Annotated in this window: 16 protein-coding genes and 1 tRNA gene; 7 read left to right on the top strand and 10 right to left on the bottom strand. The window is 77.9% G+C overall.

Annotation, left to right across the window (positions count from 1 at the left end):
* Nucleotides 1–63: 63 nt before the first annotated feature.
* The 4 genes from AAHH18_RS03425 to AAHH18_RS03410 all read right to left on the bottom strand — a co-directional run bounded on the left by AAHH18_RS03425 (nucleotide 64) and on the right by AAHH18_RS03410 (nucleotide 3,010).
* On the bottom strand, nucleotides 64–1,095 hold the full coding sequence (locus AAHH18_RS03425) for a bile acid:sodium symporter family protein (protein WP_343300579.1): 1,032 nt from the start codon (nucleotides 1,093–1,095) through the stop codon (nucleotides 64–66).
* Nucleotides 1,096–1,171: 76 nt separating this feature from the next.
* Nucleotides 1,172–1,729: a dihydrofolate reductase family protein gene (locus AAHH18_RS03420; RefSeq protein WP_283321256.1), complete on the bottom strand. Its 558-nt coding sequence runs from the start codon at nucleotides 1,727–1,729 to the stop codon at nucleotides 1,172–1,174.
* Nucleotides 1,730–1,778: 49 nt separating this feature from the next.
* A complete protein-coding gene (locus AAHH18_RS03415; RefSeq protein ID WP_343300578.1) occupies nucleotides 1,779–2,330 on the bottom strand; it encodes an isochorismatase family protein in 552 nt (183 codons plus the stop codon).
* A gap of 17 nt (nucleotides 2,331–2,347) precedes the next feature.
* Nucleotides 2,348–3,010, bottom strand: coding sequence for a GNAT family N-acetyltransferase (locus AAHH18_RS03410; protein WP_343300577.1), 663 nt, complete (start codon nucleotides 3,008–3,010; stop codon nucleotides 2,348–2,350).
* 91 nt (nucleotides 3,011–3,101) lie between these two features.
* Here AAHH18_RS03410 and AAHH18_RS03405 point away from each other — a divergent pair, with 91 nt between their 5' ends.
* On the top strand, nucleotides 3,102–3,704 hold the full coding sequence (locus tag AAHH18_RS03405; RefSeq protein WP_343300576.1) for a helix-turn-helix domain-containing protein: 603 nt from the start codon (nucleotides 3,102–3,104) through the stop codon (nucleotides 3,702–3,704).
* A 94-nt stretch (nucleotides 3,705–3,798) separates the two neighbouring features.
* Here the strand turns inward: AAHH18_RS03405 and AAHH18_RS03400 are convergent.
* The 4 genes from AAHH18_RS03400 to AAHH18_RS03385 all read right to left on the bottom strand — a co-directional run bounded on the left by AAHH18_RS03400 (nucleotide 3,799) and on the right by AAHH18_RS03385 (nucleotide 6,940).
* Nucleotides 3,799–3,874 (bottom strand) — tRNA-Ala (locus tag AAHH18_RS03400).
* Nucleotides 3,875–3,932: 58 nt separating this feature from the next.
* Nucleotides 3,933–5,018: a hypothetical protein gene (locus AAHH18_RS03395; RefSeq protein WP_343300575.1), complete on the bottom strand. Its 1,086-nt coding sequence runs from the start codon at nucleotides 5,016–5,018 to the stop codon at nucleotides 3,933–3,935.
* A 102-nt stretch (nucleotides 5,019–5,120) separates the two neighbouring features.
* The gene (locus AAHH18_RS03390; protein ID WP_283321333.1) at nucleotides 5,121–5,726 is read right to left on the bottom strand and encodes a GNAT family N-acetyltransferase; all 606 of its coding nucleotides are present in this window, start codon (nucleotides 5,724–5,726) and stop codon (nucleotides 5,121–5,123) included.
* Nucleotides 5,726–6,940 carry a molybdopterin molybdotransferase MoeA gene (locus tag AAHH18_RS03385; protein WP_283321335.1) on the bottom strand — a complete coding sequence of 405 codons (1,215 nt, stop codon included), beginning with the start codon at nucleotides 6,938–6,940 and terminating at the stop codon, nucleotides 5,726–5,728. Before AAHH18_RS03385 ends, AAHH18_RS03390 begins: the two co-directional genes overlap by 1 nt.
* Nucleotides 6,941–7,086: 146 nt before the next feature.
* Here AAHH18_RS03385 and AAHH18_RS03380 point away from each other — a divergent pair, with 146 nt between their 5' ends.
* The 5 genes from AAHH18_RS03380 to AAHH18_RS03355 all read left to right on the top strand — a co-directional run bounded on the left by AAHH18_RS03380 (nucleotide 7,087) and on the right by AAHH18_RS03355 (nucleotide 9,880).
* Entirely contained in the window at nucleotides 7,087–7,725 is a 639-nt protein-coding gene (locus AAHH18_RS03380) for a 5-formyltetrahydrofolate cyclo-ligase (RefSeq protein ID WP_343300574.1), read from the top strand.
* A gap of 138 nt (nucleotides 7,726–7,863) precedes the next feature.
* Nucleotides 7,864–8,208, top strand: a complete 345-nt coding sequence (locus AAHH18_RS18295; protein ID WP_459349074.1) for an FmdB family zinc ribbon protein — start codon at nucleotides 7,864–7,866, stop codon at nucleotides 8,206–8,208.
* Between the two features lie 122 nt (nucleotides 8,209–8,330).
* A complete protein-coding gene (locus AAHH18_RS03365; protein WP_343300573.1) occupies nucleotides 8,331–9,032 on the top strand; it encodes an SAF domain-containing protein in 702 nt (233 codons plus the stop codon).
* Between the two features lie 57 nt (nucleotides 9,033–9,089).
* A complete protein-coding gene (gene mscL / locus AAHH18_RS03360) occupies nucleotides 9,090–9,623 on the top strand; it encodes a large conductance mechanosensitive channel protein MscL (protein ID WP_343300572.1) in 534 nt (177 codons plus the stop codon).
* Nucleotides 9,624–9,703: 80 nt separating this feature from the next.
* A complete protein-coding gene (locus tag AAHH18_RS03355; protein WP_343300571.1) occupies nucleotides 9,704–9,880 on the top strand; it encodes a hypothetical protein in 177 nt (58 codons plus the stop codon).
* Between the two features lie 171 nt (nucleotides 9,881–10,051).
* Here the strand turns inward: AAHH18_RS03355 and AAHH18_RS03350 are convergent, their stop codons facing one another.
* On the bottom strand, nucleotides 10,052–14,938 hold the full coding sequence (locus tag AAHH18_RS03350) for a hypothetical protein (RefSeq protein ID WP_343300570.1): 4,887 nt from the start codon (nucleotides 14,936–14,938) through the stop codon (nucleotides 10,052–10,054).
* A gap of 908 nt (nucleotides 14,939–15,846) precedes the next feature.
* On the opposite strand from AAHH18_RS03350, the gene AAHH18_RS03345 reads away from it, so the two are divergent.
* The gene (locus tag AAHH18_RS03345; RefSeq protein ID WP_343300569.1) at nucleotides 15,847–16,287 is read left to right on the top strand and encodes an OsmC family protein; all 441 of its coding nucleotides are present in this window, start codon (nucleotides 15,847–15,849) and stop codon (nucleotides 16,285–16,287) included.
* Here AAHH18_RS03345 and AAHH18_RS03340 read toward each other — a convergent pair.
* Complete coding sequence (locus tag AAHH18_RS03340; protein WP_343300568.1) at nucleotides 16,250–18,748, bottom strand: LuxR C-terminal-related transcriptional regulator; 2,499 nt, start codon at nucleotides 18,746–18,748, stop codon at nucleotides 16,250–16,252. The genes AAHH18_RS03345 and AAHH18_RS03340 overlap by 38 nt on opposite strands.
* Between the last annotated feature and the right edge of the window lie 2 nt (nucleotides 18,749–18,750).

The following is an 18,750-nucleotide window of genomic DNA, read 5'->3' as shown; positions in this document are numbered from 1 at the left end:
CGGGGACGCGGGTCGGCGGGCACGCGGGTCAGGCCGGCCCGAGGGGTCAGGCCGAGACGCGGGTCAGGCGGGGACGGTCGCCCGCTCGTCCTCCGGGTCGGTGGCGGCCAGCCGGCGGGCGATCACCGCGCACGTCGCGAGCTGGAGCTGGTGGAACACGATCACCGGCAGCGCGACGCCCGCGGCCGCGACCGGCCCGAACAGCACGCTCGCCATGGGCAGGCCGGTCGCGAGGCTCTTCTTGGAGCCGCACATGAGCAGCGCGATGCGGTCGCGGCGTCCGAGGCCGAGCAGCCGCCCCCCGGTCCACGTCGCCAGCAGCATGAGGGCCAGCAGCACCGCGCACACCACGAGCAGCACCGCGAGCACGCCCACGGTGAGGTCGTCCCACACGCCCGACCGCTCGGCCTCGGACACGGAGCCGTACGCGACGAGCAGGATCGTCCCGCGGTCCGTCAGCAGGGTCACCGGCCGGTGCGAGCGCACCCAGCCCCCGATCCACGGCTGCAGCACCTGCCCGGCGACGAACGGCAGCAGCAGCTGCAGCAGCGTGGCGCCCGCCGAGCCACCGACGGGCCCGCCGGCGCGCGACATCAGCAGGCCCACCAGCAGCGGGGTCAGCACGATGCCGAGCACGTTCGACACGGTCGCCCCGGTGATCGCGCCGGCGATGTTGCCGCGGGCGATCGACGTGAACACGACGGACGACTGGATGGTCGACGGCAGCAGCGACAGGTACAGCAGGCCGGTCTGCAGGTCGCCCGGCAGCACCGACTCGGGCAGCAGCTGCGCCGCGAGCCCGAGCACCGGGAACAGCACGTACGTCGAGGCGAGCATCCCGCCCTGCAGCCGCCAGTTGCGCAGCCCCGCCCAGACGTCGCTGGTCGCCATGCGCGCGCCGTAGAGGAAGAACAGCAGGACGACGGCGCCGGTGGTGACGTGGTCGAGCCCCGTCGCAAACCCGCCGGACGCCGGGGCCAGCAGCCCCAGGACGAACACGGCGACGATCATGACGACGAGGGGGTCCACCCACGTCCGGACGGCGGACCGGGCCCGGGACCACCGGCCCGGTCGGGTCGGGGTCGCGTCGGGCACCGGGACATTCTGCCACCGGCGGGTCCGCCACCCCGCCGGAGGGCGGGACCGGCCCCGTCCTGCGCCGGGCGGCCGGTCAGCCCACCGGGACGACGTCGTAGGTCAGGTGGGCGAACTGCCCGAACTGCTCGACCGTGCGCAGCCGCAGCCGGTCCGCCCCGACCGTCCGCGGCAGCACCGGGGCCCCGCCGGTGAGGGCGGCGGGTGCGACGGAGAGCTGCACCTCGTCGAGCGCCCCCGCGTCGAGGAGCTGACCGGCGAGGTCGCCACCGCCGACGAGCCACGCGTCCCCGTCACCCGCCGCCTCCCGGATGCGCGGCAGCACCTGCGCCACGGGCCCCCGCACGAACCGCACGTCGACGCCCTCGGGCACCGGCAGCTCGCGGGTGGTGAAGACGAACAGCGGCCGCCGGCCGAAGTACCCGGGCCACCGCTCCGGGTGCGCGACCAGGTCCTCGTGCTCGACCACCCACTCGTACGTCGTGGACCCCAGCACCAGCACGGTGACGCCGGCCAGGAACGCCTCCTGGTCGGGCGCCACCGAGTCGTCCACGGCGAACAGCCAGTCGAGGGAGTTCCGCTCGTCGGCGATGTAGCCGTTGAGGGTCGTGGCGGTGTTGTAGATCGTCCTCATCGCGCGACCGTAGCGCCGGGGTACGACACCCCCGGGCGGCGGTCGGCGGTCAGAACCCGACGGCGTCGGGGGTCACGGACCGGCCGCGCCGCCCCGGCCACTCCATGCCGGACGCGGCGACGGAGTCGAGGAACCCGATGACGACGGCCGGCTCCGGCAGGCCGTACTCGGAGAGGTCGACCATGGTGTGGGCCCCCGCGACCAGCGCGACGTCGTAGCCGCGCACCACCGCGCTGTGCAGGGTGCAGCGGATGCACTGCTCGCTCGACGCCCCGACGAGGACGATCTCGGCCGTCCCGAGCCCGGCGAGGGTCTGCTCCAGCGTCGTGCCGGCGAACGCGTCGCCGAACGACTTCTCCACGAGGGCCTCCCCGTCGGCCGGCCCCAGGCCGTCGACCCACTGCCAGGGCGGCGTGCCCCGGACGAGCTCGTCGTCGTGGTGCTGGACCCACACGACCGGGACCCCGGTGGCGCGGGCCCGCGCCACCAGGTCGGTGACGGTGGCGAGGACCTCCTCGCGCCGGTGGGCGCCGTCGATCACGCCGTGCTGCAGGTCGACGACCACCAGTGCGCGGCCGTCCCGTCCCTCGAGGGTGGACATGCGTCTCCGTTCCCGTGCTACGCCTGGGCGCCCCGCGGCTCCGAGGGCTCCACGACCCGGCGGACCAGCCAGGCCCACGTGCCGAGCTGCCGCACCCGCTCGAACCCGTGCTCCTCGAAGAGCTCGACGGAGGCGACGAACAGGAACCGGCCGTGCGCGACCCGCCCGGCCGTGATCTCGGGGGTGGCCTCGACGGTGCCGCCGCCCTCCCGGCCGATCATGTCGAGCGCGCCGGCGAGGGCGGCCCGGGCGATGCCCTCGCGGCGGTGGCGCGTGTCGGTGTAGAAGCAGGAGATCCGCCAGTCGGGAGGCGTCGACGGCTCCTTCTCGTACGCCCGCCGGTGCTGCGCGAGCAGCGGCAGCTCGTCGAGCCGGCCGTACTTGGCCCAGCCCTGGGCGCGACCCTCGTCGTCGAGCACGAGCGCCGCGTGCGCCCGTCCGGCGCGCACCAGCTCCTCCTTGGTCGCGCGCTTGTCGATCCCGCGGACCTCGTGGAACGACCGCCCCTCGGGCGTCGCGTGGTGGCCCAGGCACCAGCACCCGCCGAACACGCCGCCGTTGCGCTCGACCAGCTCGGCGAAGGCGTCCCAGGTCTCCCCGTCGAGCGGGCGCACCGTCCAGGAGGGCGTCGCGGCCCCGCGCCCGCTCGCGGCGGTGCCGGCCTGCGTCTCGGCGACCATGTCGCACCTCCCCCGGGGCGCCGGCCCCGCGTAGGCTCGTCCCGACTGATCCACTTCCTTGGATCAGTCAGCGTAGAGGAGTGATCCACCGATGTCGAGCAGTCAGCAGCTCCCCGGGTACCCGCTCGCCGACCGGCAGGTGGTCCGCGACCCGCGGCAGGTCCGGGCGATCTTCCACCCCCTGCGCGAGGTGCTGCTGGAGCTCCTGCTCGAGCGGGCCGCGAGCGTGCAGGAGCTCGCCGCGGCCGCCGGGAGGCCCAAGAGCACCGTGGCCCACCACGTCAAGGTGCTCGCGGACGCCGGCCTGCTGACCGTGGTCCGCACCCGGACGGTCCGCGGGCGCGAGGAGTCGTTCTACGGCCGGACCGCCCGGCTGTTCACCGTCGGGGACGTCCGGGTCGAGCCGCGCGCCGACACCCCCGGCTTCTTCGAGGCCGCCGCGCGCGACGCGGAGGCGGCCGTCCGCGACGACGACCTGCGCGGCCTCACCCGCTACGCCTGGATCGACGCCGGGCGGGCCGCCGAGTTCTGGGACCGCGTCCTGGACCTCGTCGGGGAGTACGCACAGCTGCCGCGGACCTCCGCCGGGTCACGCGCGTACGCACTGCTGACCGCGATGTACCCCACCGAGCACCCGCGGCTCGCGCCCGAGGAGGAGCCCGCCCCGCAGGAGCCGGAGGCCGGGGGGAACTGAAGCTGGGGACGGCCGGCGCCAGACGCGCGGCGCCGGACGCACTCGCCGGATGCACGAAGGGCCCGCCGTGACCGGCGGGCCCTTCGTGTGCTGCTGGTGGAGCTGAGGGGATTCGAACCCCTGACCTTCTCATTGCGAACGAGACGCGCTACCAACTGCGCCACAGCCCCTTGAGCGGTGAACAGCGTAGCACCCGGTGAGGGGTGCTCACGACACCGCGGTGCGCGGCTACTCGCCGGCCGCGCGACGCCGCGCGAGCACGGCGTCCAGGTCGATCGACCCCGTCGGGGGCTCCGGCGCGGCGAGCGGCTCGGCGGCCCGTCCGGCCTCCGCCACGGCGGGCGCGGCGCCGGTCTCCGCGGGCTGCTCGGCGGCCGGGGCCTCGGCGGGCGCGCCCGTCGCGACCGGGGCGAGGTCGCGGTCGGCGACCGGCGTGCGCGCCGGAGCGGCGTGCGTCGAACCCTCGACCTCGCCCAGCGGAGCCGGCTCGCGGCGCGGTGCGGGCGCCTTCATCGCGTAGGTCGGCCGCGGCACGGCGACCGGGGACCACGTGTCGCCCTCGCGCCCGCCGTCCCGGACGGGACGCCCGGCCGGCGCCTCGTCGACGCGGACGCGGGTGATCGCCTGGGTGTCCGCCGACGAGGGGTGCACCGCGCGACCCGCCGCGTGCGTCCGGGCCGGGCGGGACGCGCGGGAGCGGGCGACCTCGTGCGCCTCGGCGATCCGCCGCTCCCACTCCACCTCGGCGGCCTGGCCCTGCACGACGGCGCGGCGGCCGAGGCCCAGCACGGTCGCGAGCAGCACGGTCGGCACCAGCCCGGCGAGCACGCCGACGGCGGTCGCCGCGACGACGACCCACCCGGCGGCCGTCGCCACGAGCAGCGCGCCCGCGAGCACCCCGCGGCGGCGGGCGGCGGCGCCACGGCGGGCGGTCGCCGCGGCGTGGGCGGCCTGGAGCTGCGCGGCGCGGCGGGCTGCGTCGGCGCCGATCCTGTCCTGGGTCCCGTGCGGTCGGTCCACGTCCGTGGCTCCTCTGTCCGTTCCGGCGAGCCGGGTCCCCGTGCCCGGGGTGAGCAACCCGGCTCGCTTGTCCACCGGGCCGCAGTCCTGCCGGACCCCCCGTGCCGCGTCCGGACGCCGGCGCCGACCCGACCCCGCGGGGCCCGTCACCGCCAGCACCCGCAACGCGTCGGAGAACCGGTCGTCGGTCCGCGACTCGAGCAGCTGCTGCCGGTGCCGCAGCTTGTGCGGCACCAGGTACGCGATCCACAGGACGACCACCGCGAGGGCGGCCGGTCCGGCGAATTCGTACACTCCACGACGGTAGGGGCCGCGCGCGCGGTGCGACCGGACCCGTCGCGGCGTGTCCGCGGGGAAATCACACCGGTGTGATTCCCCGGTCCCGCGCCCGGCCCGTCAGGCGCGCGGCGTCCGCGCCGCGTGCCAGCGCGCGAGCAGCCCGCCGGGGACGTCCTCCGTCGTGAGGGCGAACGTCCGGTGGTCGCACCACCGGCCCTGGATGTGCAGGTAACGCTCACGCAGGCCCTCGTCGCGGAACCCCAGCTTCTCCACCACGCGCAGCGACGGGCCGTTCTCCGGGCGGATGTTCACCTCGACGCGGTGCAGCCCGAGGCCCGCGAAGCAGTGGTCCGTCGCGAGCGCCACCGCCGTCGGCGTGATGCCGCGCCCCGCCACGTGCCGCGCGATCCAGTACCCGATCGACGCCGAGTACAGCGAGCCGTACGTGATGCCCGAGACCGTGAGCTGCCCGACGAGCTCGCCCTCGTGCTCGACGGCGAACGGCAGCGACGACCCCGAGCGGGCCTGCCGGTCGAGCGTCCGCACGAACTGCGGGAACGTGGGGCGCCGCCCGCTGAGCGGCTCGGGCGAGGTCGCGTCCCACGGCTCCAGCCACGCGGCGTTCGCGGCGCGCAGCCGCATCCACACCGCCTCGTCGGTGCGGCGCAGCGGCCGGAGGGCCACGTCGCCGTCGGTCAGCACGACCGGCCAGCCGCGCGGCATCAGCCCTCCAGCACCAGGCAGTGCACGACCTGCCCGGCCACGACGGCGGTGTCCTGCTCGCCCACCACGGCCAGCGCGTTCGCGTGCGCGAGCCCGGTCACCGACGGCACACCGGGGTCGCCCACCGGCGTCACGCGGTAGCCCTCGCTCGGCGACCCCACGACGGCGGCCGGCACGAACTGGCGCACGCCGGCCGGCGACTCCCAGCCCACGTCCGCACGCGCCGCGACCGACGGCCGGAACAGGTCGGTGTGCCCCGCCATCGCGCGCAGGGCGGGGCGGACGAACACCTCGAACGCCACCTGCGCGGCGACGGGGTGGCCCGGCAGCGCGAACAGCGGGACGGCCCCCGCGCCACCGCCCACCGTCCCGAAGCCGTGCCGGTAGCCCGGCGCCATCGCGACCTGGTCGAACCGGACGGTGCCCAGCGGCGCGAGCACGTCCGCGAGCGTGTCGTGCTGCGACTCCGACAGCCCCCCGGTCGTCACCACGACGTCCGCGCGCACGAGCTGGTCCTCGAGCGCCTCGCTCAGCACGGCGCGGTCGTCCGTCACCACGCCCACCCGCACCGGTGTCGCTCCGGTGTCGCGGACGGCCGCCTCCAGCGCGTGGCCGGCGGCCTCGTAGACGCCGCCGTCGCGCCGGGGCGTGCCCGGCTCGGTCAGCTCGGACCCGGTCGAGACCAGGACCACGCGCGGGGCGGGGTGCACGCGCAGCCGCCCCCGGCCGCTGGCCGCCGCGACGGCGAGCTGCCGAGCGCCCAGGCGCGTCCCCGCGGCCAGGACGACCGACCCCCGGGCCGTGTCCGCGCCGGCAGGCCGCACGTTCACGCCGGGCACGGGCAGCCGGTGCAGCGTCACGCGCACGGCCCCGCGGTCGGTGTCCTCCGCGGCGACGACGGCGTCCGCACCCGCGGGCACCGGCCCGCCCGACGCGATCCGCACCGCCTGGCCGGGCGCGAGGCGCAGCGCGGCGGGATCCCCCGCCAGCACGTCGTGGGCGACCGGGAGCACCGGCGCGCCCGCACCGTGCAGGTCCCCGCTCGCGACCGCGTACCCGTCGCACGCGGCGACCGGCCGCGAGGGCACGTCGGCGGGGGCGACCAGGTCCTCGGCGAGGATGCAGCCCGCCGCGTCGGAGAGCACGACGTCGAGCGGGGACACCGGGCCCACCGCGGCCAGCACCGCCGCGAGCTGGTCCTGCACGGATCTCATGCCCGCATTCTGCCCGGCGGGCGCTGCGGCGGGCGCACGCACCGCGCCGGGGACGGCCCGCCCGCGGGTCCCGCCCGGGGCTCGCGCCGACGCGCTGTCCGCCGTTGGTCCTGCCGCGGCCCCCGGGCGTTTGCGACACTAGGGGCATGAGCGCCGTCGCCCAGCCGTACCCGCACGTCTCCGAGGGCAGCACGGTGACCGAGGTGAAGGACGAGTTCCGGGCCCTCCTGCGCGCGGCCCGGCAGGCACGGTCGGCCCGGAGGCGCACGGAGTCGGCGGACGCGTTCGTCGACGTCGTCGAGACGATCCCCGCCCTGGCCGACGCCCGGTGCGTCGCGGTGTACTCGGCGCGACCCACCGAGCCCGACACCGGCCCGCTGCTCGACTCCCTCGCGGGGCGGCAGATCGAGGTGCTGCTGCCCGTCCTCGGCGCGGGGCTGCAGCGCGAGTGGGCGCGGTACGCCGGCCGGCACGACCTGCTGCAGCGCGCACCCGGACGCCCGCCGGAGCCCTCGACGCCGTCCCTCGGGGCGGAGGCGCTCGCGGAGGCCGACGTGATCGTCGCCCCGGCGCTCGCCGTCGACACGTCCGGGACCCGCCTCGGCCAGGGCGGTGGCTGGTACGACCGCGCCCTCGCCCACGCACGCCCCGGCACCCCGGTCATCGCCCTGGTGTTCGCCGAGGAGCTCTACGACGCGGAGGTCCGTCCCCTGCCGCGCGAGCCCCACGACCGCAGGGTCGACATGGTCGCGACCCCCGAACGCTGGTACCACCTGGGCGCCTGATCGCGCCCGCTCCGGGGGAACATCCCGGGGGCGCGTATCATTGGCACTCGGACACGGAGAGTGCCAGGCCCGCCGCCGACCACCGCGCGGACGACCGGCCCCTCCCCCACCAGGTCACGTCATCCGCGGGAGACAGCAGTGCCCACCTACTCGTACACCTGCACCGAGTGCGGCCACGCCTTCGACATCCACCAGTCCTTCAGCGACGCGGCGCTCACCGAGTGCCCGAGCTGCGGCGGCCGGCTGCGCAAGGTCTTCTCCGCCGTCGGCGTCGTCTTCAAGGGATCGGGCTTCTACCGGACCGACTCCCGGTCCGGCCGGACCTCGGGCTCGAGCAGCTCGTCGTCGTCGAGCACCACGTCGTCGGGCAGCTCGTCGTCGGGCAGCTCGTCGTCGGGCGGGTCGTCGTCGGGCGGGTCGTCGAGCACGTCGACGTCCTCGACGTCCTCCTCCTCGTCCGCCGCGAAGCCCGCCGCCGGCTGAGCCCGAGCGGTCCCGCCCGCGACGCGGGCACCCGCTCCTCCACAGGACGCCGCACGGCGCGCCGTCCCCACCCGCGCCCGCCGCGGCCGGACGGGTCGCTCCCCCGCGCCTAGCGTCGCGGCATGCCCCTGACCGGTCGGATCTCCCCCGCCACCCGGCGGGCGCTGCGGCTGCTCGCCTGGCGGGCCCGGCGCCCCCTCGCCGCCCTGTGCGCCGCCCTCGCGGTGGTGGCCGTCGTCGAGCAGGTGCGGCCGCCCGACCCGCCCACCGTCGAGGTACCCGTCGCCGCCCGGGACCTGCCGGCCGGCGCCGTCCTGCGGCCGCGGGACGTCCACCTGCAGCAGGTCCCGCCGGCGCTCGTCCCGCACCGCGACGTCCCGCGAGCGGACGACGTCACGGGCCGCCCGCTCCTCGTCGCGGTGCCGCAGGGGCTCCCGCTGGTGCCGGAGCTGCTCGCGGACGAGGCCGCCGTCCCGCCGGAGGGCACGGTCGTGGTGCCCGTGCGGTTCGCGGACGCGGGCGTGGCCGCGCTGCTCCGCCCGGGCGTGCTCGTCGACGTGGTCGCCGCGCCCGTCCTGGACGGCGACGAGCCGGAGCGCGTGGCGCGCGGCGCCGTCGTGCTCGCCCCCGCGGGCGGCGGCGCCGGGGACGCCGCGGGCGGCGCGGCGGACGGGCCGGGAGCGGCTGCGGCTGACGGGGGCGACGGCCTGCGCGACGGGTCCGCCGCCGACGGGCCGGTGCTGCTCGCGGTGCGACCGGACGAGGCCGTGTCCCTGGGGGCGGCCGCATCCTCCCGGGTGCTCGGTGCGGTCATCGTGGGATGATGCCCGGACCACCCGGCACCGGACGTGCTCACGACGGGCACCGGAGGAGTTCACGACATGAGCGACGCACTACGCCAGGGCCTGCGCAGCACCACGGAGCGCGCGCGGGGCCTCTCCGGCGTCTTCCAGGGGTTCAAGGACTTCATCTCGCGGGGCAACGCCGTCGAGCTCGCGGTCGGCGTCGTCATCGGCGCCGCGTTCGGCGCGGTGGTCACGGCCGTGCAGAGCGGGCTGATCGGCCCGCTCATCGCCATGATCTTCGGCAAGCCGGACATCTCCGAGCTCTGGGTCATCAGCGGCCGGAACGACGCCGAGATCAACGTCGGCGTGATCCTCAACGCGCTGCTGCAGTTCCTCATCACGGCGGCGGCGGTCTACTTCGTCATCGTGCTGCCGCTGAACAAGCTGGCCGAGCGCCGCAAGCGGGGCATCGAGGCCGAGCCGGCCCGCCCGTCGGAGGACATCCTGCTGCTCCAGGAGATCCGCGACCTGCTCGCCGCCGGGCAGGGCGCCACGCCGCCCCCGGCCCCGGGCGCGCCTCCGGCCGCCTCGGGTCCCGGCGCGCACGCCGCACCGCAGCCCCCGATCTGACGCCGGCCGGCACCGGCACCACGCGGTGCCGCCTGTGCGCGACACCTGACCGCCACCCGGGTCGGTGGGACACTGGCGAGGTGACCACACCGCCGACCGAGCCCCGACCCGCCGCCACGCCCCCGACCCGCCGCGCGGTGGACGACGCCCCCGTGATCCCGGGGCGCAGCGCCGACGACTCGGACACCGGCTGGGGCGACGAGCGGTCGGACTCGAACGACGACCGCCTGCTCCGGGACGTCCCGCCGCACTGGTGACCGCGAGCGGCCGGGCCCGGGCGTCATCTCCGACGCCCGCCCCTCCGCGCTCGCAGGGGACACCCGCCGCGCGCTGGCCGTCCCATCCAGGCGCCGGCACACGGTCGCGATCGCAGCGGTCGCCCGCCGCACGCTCGCGATCGGAGCGGTCGTCCGCCGCAGCGCGCGGTCTCAGCTGCCGCTGGTCGCCCGCCGCACGGCCGCCGCGACCACCGAGTCGACCCGCGCCCCGCGCCGCGTGACGCCGAGCTCCCGGCGCAGCGCGGCGCCCAGCTCCTCCGGCGTCCGCTCGCTGCCGTCCGACACCAGCCAGGCCACGAGGTCGTCGAGCTGGTCGTCGGAGTAGGCGCTGATCGGCAGGCCCGGGCGCACGTCGGGCCGGGGCCCGCCGGGCACCGCCAGCGTCGGCTGCACGGCGCGGACCGCGCCGGTCATGGGAGCCGCGGCCTCCATGACACCGGGGATCTGCGAGGCGGTCGCGGGGATCGGGGACGTGGACGGGCGCGGCCCGGCGGAGGCACGCTCGGCGGCAGGACGGGCGGGCGAAGCGCCCGTGTCCGTCCCGCCCTGCGCCTGCGCCGTCGCACCCGGGCCCGTCGCATCCGAGCCCGTCGCAGCAGGGGCCGGCGGCGGCGTCCACGTCGCCCCGGCGGCGCCACCCGGCGCCGACGCGGTCGGGGCCGGGGACCGGACCTCCTCCGGCGCGCCGGTCGGGGTGCTCCCGGCCTCCCGGTCCGCCGCCACGGCAGGTGCGCGGACCTCCTCGGGCCCGGTGACGCCCGCGTCGGCGCCACGGCCGCCCGGAGCCGGCACGCGGACCTCCTCCGGGCGCGCACCCCCTCCGGCGGGCAGCCCGCCGGTCGGCGGCACCGCGAACCCGGTGAGCGTCGGGGCCGGTCCGCGGCCGTCGTCGTCGAGCAGCGGCGCCTCGGGGACGAGCAGTGGCGCCTCGGGCACGAGGAGCAGGCCCCGGCGGCGCTCGGCCTCGGCCTCGGCGATCCGGCGGTCGGCCACGGCGTGCAGCGCGCGGCGGATGCGGTCGACCTCGGAGGCGGGGTCGAGGAACGCGGCTGCGGACCACACGCGCAGCACGCTCCACCCGAGCCGCTCGAGGCGCTCGGCGACCTGCCGGTCGCGCACCCGCACGCTCGGCTCCCCCAGGTACGCGTCGTCGTCGGTGAGCACGGCGACCAGCAGCTCGCCCGGCAGGTCCGGGTGCCCCACGGCGAGCGGCAGGTGCAGGCCGCCGGGCAGCCCGTGGTCGAGCTCCACGACGAGCCCGTGGCGCCAGAGCCGCTCGGCGAGGTCGACCACCAGGCGGTCGGGCTCGGCGGTGGCGTCTTCCCGGGTCGCCGGGGCGGCGTCCGGCAGGGGCGTCTCCGGCACCGCCGCGTCCGCGGACGTGCCGGCGTCGTGCCCCGCGTCGTCGGTCGCACCGGCGACGACGCTGCCACCGGCGGCCTCGTCGACCACCACCGGCTCCACCGCCGTGTCCGTCTCGCCCGCCGCACGCCGCTCGGCGAACCGCAGCAGGTCGGCCAGCAGCCGGGGCCCGGGTCCGCGCAGGCGCTCGGGGTCGATGTCGGCCGTGGCGAAGCAGGACACCACGTCGAGGCGGTGTCGCGTCACGCCGAGCGCCGCGAGCAGCAGGGCGTCGCCACCGGGACCGCTGATCGGCCCGAACCGGTGCAGCACCCGGCCGTGGGGCGTCCGCCCGAACCCGAGCGACAGGATGAGCGCGTCGCGGCGCAGCCCGGCGACGTTCGTGAGGTCCGTGACCACGAAGGGCTCGGGCCGGGACCCGTCGAGGCAGGCGGCGAGCGACGGCGAGTCCCGCACCTGGGCGAGCACCGCCTCGCGCACCTGTGCGGTGTGCAGGGCGGAGGCGGTGACCACCGCGAGCGACTCCTCCGGGTGGGTGAGCGCGTGCTCGATGACGAGCTCGACCACGCGGTCGACGTCGGCGCGCGTGCTCTGCACGGCCCCGGAGCCGTCGGGCATGCCGGTGCCGTCGACGAGGTGGTGCCCGACGGCCGCCGTCGCGGTGGGCAGCGGGGTCGGCGACAGCACGTCGCCGTAGCCGTGGGCCGCGAGGAACGCCGTGAGGTACGGGTCGCGGCGGGACGCGTCGGCGCGCAGCGGGACCGTCGGCAGGACGTCCGCGAGCTCCCGCACGGCCGTGCCGGACGCGCAGCGGCGGTCGCCGACGACCACGACCTGGCGGCCGCGGGCGATGGCGGGCAGCGCGACCTCGACCGGCAGGTGCGCGGCCGCGTCGAGCACCACGAGGTCCACCGTGCGGGCCGGGGGCAGGACCTGCGGGACGAGCATCGGGGCGGCGGCGAGCACGGGGCGCAGCCGGCGCGCGACGTCCGGGTACCGCTCGAAGGTCTCCCGCAGGCCGGTGAGCCGGTCCTCGACGAGCTCGGCGAACAGCGCCTCGGTCTGGTCCGGGTGGGCCGCCATCGCGGAGCGCACGTGCGCCGCGGCGCGGGCGCGCACCGGGCCCGCGAGCGCCGCGGTGTGCGCGAGGTCGAACTCGCGGTACTCGGCGGCGAGCCTTCCCAGCGTCCGGCCGTCGTAGCCGGCGAGCGCAGGGTCGGCGGCGAGGACCTGCTCGAACACGGTGCTCCACCACGCGAGCTCGAGCTCGGCGGTCACCAGGTCGGCCGGGACGCGGCGGTCCGCGAGGTCGTCGAGGAGGTCCCCGAGGCCGTCCGCGACCAGCGACCGCACGAGGCGGGTGCGCCCGGGCAGGTCGGTGAGCGCGCCGGAGCCGGCCACGAGCCGGCGCATCCGGTCCAGCACGTCGGCGACGGGCCGGTGCAGCAGCTCCGCGCCCTCCGGGGTGCCGGCCAGCACCGGCGCGAGCGCGTCGAGGTCGGCCCGCACGGCGCGGTGCTCCGCCTCGATGTCCGCCAGGCCCTCGGGCAGCCGGGGCCAGCCGCCCGCCGGGCAGTGCGCCTGCCAGATCTCCCGCTGGCGCTGGACGTCGACGAGCGCCGCGTGGAGGTCGGCGACGGGCCGGCCGGGTCGCAGCAGGTCCTTGGCCTGCTTGCGCAGCCGACGGCGCAGCCAGTACCCCATCGGGCTGCCGTGCTCCGCGCGCCACGCCTTCGAGGCGGTGGCGGCCACCATGTCGGAGGGGCTGCGCTCGAACACCAGCGGCTGGAACACGTCGAGCGCCCCGCGGACCCCCGCGAGCACCTCGAGCTGCTCGGCCCACGTCGCGAGCGTCGTCGCGGGGGTGAATCCCGTGACGTCGGCGACCTCCGCGATCCGACGCTGCAGCGCCGGGAGCCCGTCGTCGCCCGCGAGCCGCTCCACCCGGCGCAGCGCGTCGGCCGCCTCGGCGTCGGAGAGCAGCACCGCGCCGTACCAGGGGGTGTCGACCGGACGCAGCGTGAACGCGCCGGCGCGCGCGGCCTCGGCAAGGTCCGCCGCGACGGCCCGGCGCCGGTCCGCGTCGAGCGCTCGCGCGACGTCCGGGCGCAGCCGCACCGTCGTCCGCGGAGCCGGGCGCTGGGCGGTCAGCCGCGCGAGCGCCTGGAACGCGTCGTACGCGGACGCCTCCCACGGCCGCCGCACCAGGTGCAGCGCGTCGACGTAGCCGCGCAGGCGCTCCCGGCGCTCGACGAGCCGGCGGCGCAGCTCGGCCGTCCCGGCGGGGTCGCCGGGGTCGACGTCCAGCGTCATGGCGCCCATGAGGCGGCGGACCGACGCGGCGCGCCAGGCGGCGTCGGGCGCCACGTCCAGCAGCACCTCGCCGACGCCGAGCCGCTCCAGCCGCTCCTGCAGCGCGACGGCCGCACGACGGTGCCCCGGCACGTACAGCACCGTGCGGCCGTCGGCGGCGGCGTCCGCGACCAGCGCGGCGAGCGTGCCGGTGACGTCGCTGTCGGCTGGGGCGTCGACGAACACGTGCGCCCCGCCGGCCACCACGTCGAGCACGTGCTGCTGGGCCGGGTCGAGGTCGCCCACGCCGCGCTCGGCCGCCGGGTCGCGGTCGCCGCGCACCGGGGACGGCAGGGGCACGGCGAGCGCCTCGACGGCCTCCGTGACGCCCGCGAGCGCCGCGACGACCTCGTGGCGCTCCAGCCCGGCCGCGAGCCGGTCGAGGTCGTCGACGAGCACCTGCCCCGGGTGGACGAACGTCCCCACGACGATGCGGTCCACGAGCTGGAAGTCGTCCAGCACGGCGGTCCCGAGCGAGGTGAGGCGGGCGACGGCGTCACGGGGGTCGAAGCCGGATCCGGTGAACGCGCTGCGGGCGACCGCACCGGGGTCCAGCAGGGCACCGCGCGACCGCAGCGCGCGCGCCAGCACCGGGTTGACCTCGAGCGACGGCTCGAGGGTCAGCTCGTAGTCGCTCTCCGCCGTGCCGCGGGCCGTCAGCGACACGGGACGCAGCAGCACGGGCGCGCGGACCTTGCGGGCGACCGTGGCCGGTCCCGCCGTGTCCTCCTCGGCACCCGCGGGCCGGGCGCCGCCGGTCTCGCGCGTCGCGGTCGCGATGGCGGCGACGTCGTCGGTGGCGACGTCCGGGGTGCTGTGCTCGGTCCAGGAGGCGACGCCGATCGCCAGGTACGTCGGCGCGATGCCGTACTGCTGCGCGTACGTGGCGGCCCGGGCCGCCACCGCGCGGGCGCGCCGACGGGCCGTGCCGAGGGCGGCACCCTCGCGCACGAGGTTCGACAGCCGCGTCTCCCGGCCGGCGAACAGCTGGGCGATACCGGAGGGGTGGGCGGCGGACAGGTCGAGCGCGGCGTCGCCGAGCAGCTCGACGTCCGCGAGCGTGGACCCGCCGGCCGCCTCGACGAGCGCCGCGCGCCACGTGCTGGTGGCGCCGGCGACGAGCTCCTCGGGCGCGGGGGGCTCGACGAGGACGGGGCCGGCGTCGGGCGCGGGGGCGTCGCCACCGGGCGTGGCGTGCCGCTCCGGCCGGGGTCCGGCGTCCTCGGTGCCCGTCGCGGGGGCGTCCGCGCGCGGCGCGGGGACGGCGGCCTCCGAGGAGGCGGCCGGCTGTCCGGTGGCGGGGCGGCGAGCGGGGACCTTCACCCGCAGCACGCTATCCGCCGTGGCTCGGGCGCAGGGTGTGACGCGCCGCCGTGCCGGGTGATCACGCGGATTCCGGCGGGTCGCGCAGGGGCCGGCGGCTCGGTCCGGGGCCCCGTGCGACCGGGGCCGCCGGTGCCGGACGGGAAGGCGTCCGCGAGGTGCCGGACCGGAAGACGCCCGCGAGGTGCCGGACCGCAGGACGCCCGCGAGGAGGCGCCGGGGACGGACCGCCCGCCGGGGGCCTGGACCGCGCTCGCCGGGTGCCTCACCGGCGGACCTCCGGGACGCCTGACCCGCGGCTCTGCGGGACTCCCGGCCCGGGACGTCATCGACGGTGCGCACCGCGCAGGGGGCAGGCGATGCGCACCGTCGGGACAGAACTATGGACCTGGGATGGTGCAGCGGTCAACAACCTGGCGTCCCCTCGGGTGAACGCTCACAGCGGGCGCGGCGGAGGGGGTCCGTCGTCGCAGGTCGGCGGACCCTGCCGTGACCGGGATCACGCTCGCCCGCCGGCGAACCGGCGCCCGACAGCGGGCCGGCGCCCACCCGGGGTGCCGATCCTCACCCGGGGTCCGATCCTCACCCGGGGGACCGATCCCGACCAGGGGGACCGACCCTCATCCCGGGGGACCGGTGCCCGGCGGGGGGCGGGTGCCGGGCACCGGGGCTGGTGGGTGCCGGTGGGGCCCGTCAGCCGCTGCGGACCCCACCGACCGGACCTTTCTAGGCCACCCACCCGACCCCTCAGGTGCCCCTGGGTGCCCGGGCGGGGCCGAGATGGGTACTGGGACCGCTCCCGTCAGGGGTTCCCGGGGGCCGATTGAGGGTTCCGACGCCGCTCGGTCCGTGCTGCACTGGGTAGTGCGCCCGCCCGTCCGCCGCGTTCGTCGGTGAGGAGGAGACCCGTGCCGGTCCCCGAGGAGTACGCCGTCACCGTCGCTGCCGGCTCGCTGCACGTCGAGGGGGCGACAGCCCGGCTCCCCCACCGCTGGACGGAGGGCGGCGTGGAGGTCCGTGGTGCGTTCACCGGCGCGCACCTGCTGCACCTCGCGGTCGCCGGCTGCGTCCTGAACGACCTGTTCCGCGAGGCGGCGGCGCTCGGGGTCCCGCTGGACGGTGCGGAGGTGACCGCCACCGGGGGCTTCGACACGGTCACGTGGGCGTCCACGGGTGTGGAGTACGCGGTGCGGTTGTCCGGCCCGTCGCCGGCCGAGGCCGAGCGGCTGGTCGCCGCCGTGGACGCGGTCGCGGAGATCCCGCGGGCGCTGCGCCAGGGCGTGCCCGTGCGGCGCGCGGACGGCCCGGACGTCAGCCCGCCCGCCACCCCGCGAGCTCCGCGCGCGTGACGTAGCCGAGCTTGCGGAGCGCGCGGCTCATGTGGTTCTCGACCGTGCGCACGCTCAGGTAGAGCCGGTCGGCGATCTGCCGGTTGGTGAGGCCCTCCCGCGCGAGGACGGCGACCTCCTGCTCGCGCCCGGAGAGCGGCTCGACGCGCACCAGCCGGGGCCGGGCGCCTCCCGGGTCCGCCGGGGCGATCCCCAGCAGGTCCTCCCCGGCCCGCACCAGCGCCGGCGCGACGTCGGCGCGCGTCGCGGCCAGGTGGCGGGCGACCTCCTCCACGTCGCGGTCCGCGACGGCCAGCAGCAGCCGCACGTACGGCTCGAGCAGCGGCACGGAGGTCCGCGCCAGCACCTCCCGCACGGTGGCGGCGCGCGCCGGGGTCAGGTTCGCCGGGCCGCCGACCCAGGCCAGCAGCGCCGGCTGCAGCAGGCCCGCCTCGGCGTACCGCTGCCCCGCCTGCCACGCGGTCTGCCCCGGAGCCGTGCTGTCGCCCGAGACGGTCGCGAGGGCGACGTGCGCGAGGACGCGCAGCGAGCGCACGAGCGGGTGGTACGACTGCGGGGTCTTGTCGAGCTCCCGCAGCAGCACCTGGGCCAGCGGGGGGTTGCCGGCGTGGGCCTGCAGCACCGCGCCGAGCGTCAGCCCGCGGCGGTGGAACGTCGTCTCGATCGGGCCCGCCGCGCCGAGCCGCAGCGACGTGCTCACGACCCGCCACGCGGCGTCGGGCTGCCCGGCGAAGTACAGGACCTCCGCCAGCACGCACGCGTGGACGCGGATGCCCAGCGCGTCCACCGCGTCGGAGGCGGCGTCGAGCAGCCGGCGCTCCCACTGCTCGGCCTCGGCGATCCGCCCGGACATCAGCAGGCTCTCGCCCCGCAGCGCCGCCCGGTAGTGCACGACCTCGGGGTCGGCGCCGTCGGGGGCGCCCGGCCCGCACGCCCGCAGCGCCTCGGCGGGCCGGCCCGCCTCGAGCAGGGCGGCGGCACGCACCACCTCCGGCCAGCCGCGGAGGAACCGCAGCGACGGGGCGTCCGTCCGCTCGTCGGCGAGCTCGCGCGGCGGGCGCCCCGCGGCCAGGTCGGCGACGAGCCGGCGCTTGAGGTCGCGCAGCCGCAGCAGCGGGCCGAGGTCGGCGCCGACGCGCGCGATCCCCGCCTCGGCGTCCTCGTCCGGGAGGCCCGCCCACGCCGCCCACCGCATGCGGTAGTACGCGTGGAGGACGCGGTCCTCGGCGGAGTCGCGCGCGCCCGGGTGGGTCCCCGCGAACACCGCCGCGAGCTGCTCGGTCGCGGGACGGCGCATGAGCAGCGCGAGGTAGGCGTTCGCGGTCGCGAGCGTGGGGGCGGCGACCCACGCGGAACGCCGGGCGGCCTCCTCGACGGTCGCCCGCTCCCGCACCAGGCCCGCGAGCTCGGCCGTCCACCTCCAGTAGGCGTCGTCCTGCCCGGGGGCCTCGCGGAGCAGGACGGCCGAGAGGTCGTCCTGACGGGGCCCGACCGGGGCGAACGCCGCGCCCGCGGCGGCCGTGACGCGGGCGGCCAGCTGCCGGCGGCGGACCGCACCGACCCGCGCACGCAGGGCGTGGGCGAGGGCCGGGGGCGCGACCCCGAGCACCTCCCCCGACCCCGGGGTCTCGTGGCTCACGACGCGGCCCGCGTCGGCGAGCTCGGCCAGGACCGGTGCGGGCACGAGGAGGTCCGCCACCTCGGCGGGGACGGGCCCCGTCGCCGCCAGGAGCTCCAGCCCCTCGACGTGCTCGCGCGGCGCGTCCGCGAGGAACGTGAACGCGACCGCCTCGACCGGGACGTCGGCCGCGTCGCCGGCGTCCACCCACAGCCCGTCCGTGCGGCGGACGGCCCCGGACGCCCGCGCGGCGTCGGCGAGCGCGACCACCGCGCGGGGGTTCCCCCCGGTCTGCGCCATCACGGCGGCGGTGAGCCCGGCGTCCGCGGGCGCTCCGAGCACGGCCGCGAGCAGGCCGGACACCGCCCGGAACCCGAACGGCTGCACGCGCACCACGGCGGGCGGGCGGTGCAGTAGCACCTCCCGGAGGGCCGCCGACCCGTGCAGCAGCGGGTCGGCCGTCGTGGTCGCGACCAGCAGGCACGGGGTGCGCCCGAGCACGCGGCGGACGACCGCCAGGCTCCCGGCGTCCACCCGGTCGGCGTCGTCGACCAGCAGGAGGCTGCGCCGGGTCGGCAGCTCCTCGACGAGCCAGTCCGCGAGCGCGGTCGCGTCCGGCGTGCGCACCGGCGCCGAGGCGTGGTCCAGCAGGGCCGCGAGGTCGCCGGGACCGGACGCCCGCAGCAGCACGGCGGTGGTCCCGCGACGCGACGCGTCGGTCAGCAGCGCCTCGAGCACGCTCGTCCTGCCCGACCCGCGCTCCCCGCGCACGAGGACGTCCCGGCCCCGGGGCAGCCAGCGCTGCACCGCCCGGACGGTCACCCCGAACCCCTCGGTCTCCACCG

Origin of the sequence: Cellulomonas olei (genome assembly GCF_039548315.1) — a bacterium.
Taxonomy (GTDB): domain Bacteria; phylum Actinomycetota; class Actinomycetes; order Actinomycetales; family Cellulomonadaceae; genus Cellulomonas.
This window is presented reverse-complemented; position numbering and strand designations above follow the sequence as displayed.

Bases quoted from the DNA above. Each gene is read 5' to 3' on its own strand.
- AAHH18_RS03420 (WP_283321256.1), bottom strand. From the start codon at position 1,729: ATGAGGACGATCTACAACACCGCCACGACCCTCAACGGCTACATCGCC.
- AAHH18_RS03415 (WP_343300578.1), bottom strand. From the start codon at position 2,330: ATGTCCACCCTCGAGGGACGGGACGGCCGCGCACTGGTGGTCGTCGAC.
- AAHH18_RS03410 (WP_343300577.1), bottom strand. From the start codon at position 3,010: ATGGTCGCCGAGACGCAGGCCGGCACCGCCGCGAGCGGGCGCGGGGCC.
- AAHH18_RS03405 (WP_343300576.1), top strand. From the start codon at position 3,102: ATGTCGAGCAGTCAGCAGCTCCCCGGGTACCCGCTCGCCGACCGGCAG.
- AAHH18_RS03390 (WP_283321333.1), bottom strand. From the start codon at position 5,726: ATGCCGCGCGGCTGGCCGGTCGTGCTGACCGACGGCGACGTGGCCCTC.
- AAHH18_RS03385 (WP_283321335.1), bottom strand. From the start codon at position 6,940: ATGAGATCCGTGCAGGACCAGCTCGCGGCGGTGCTGGCCGCGGTGGGC.
- AAHH18_RS03380 (WP_343300574.1), top strand. From the start codon at position 7,087: ATGAGCGCCGTCGCCCAGCCGTACCCGCACGTCTCCGAGGGCAGCACG.
- AAHH18_RS03365 (WP_343300573.1), top strand. From the start codon at position 8,331: ATGCCCCTGACCGGTCGGATCTCCCCCGCCACCCGGCGGGCGCTGCGG.
- mscL (WP_343300572.1), top strand. From the start codon at position 9,090: ATGAGCGACGCACTACGCCAGGGCCTGCGCAGCACCACGGAGCGCGCG.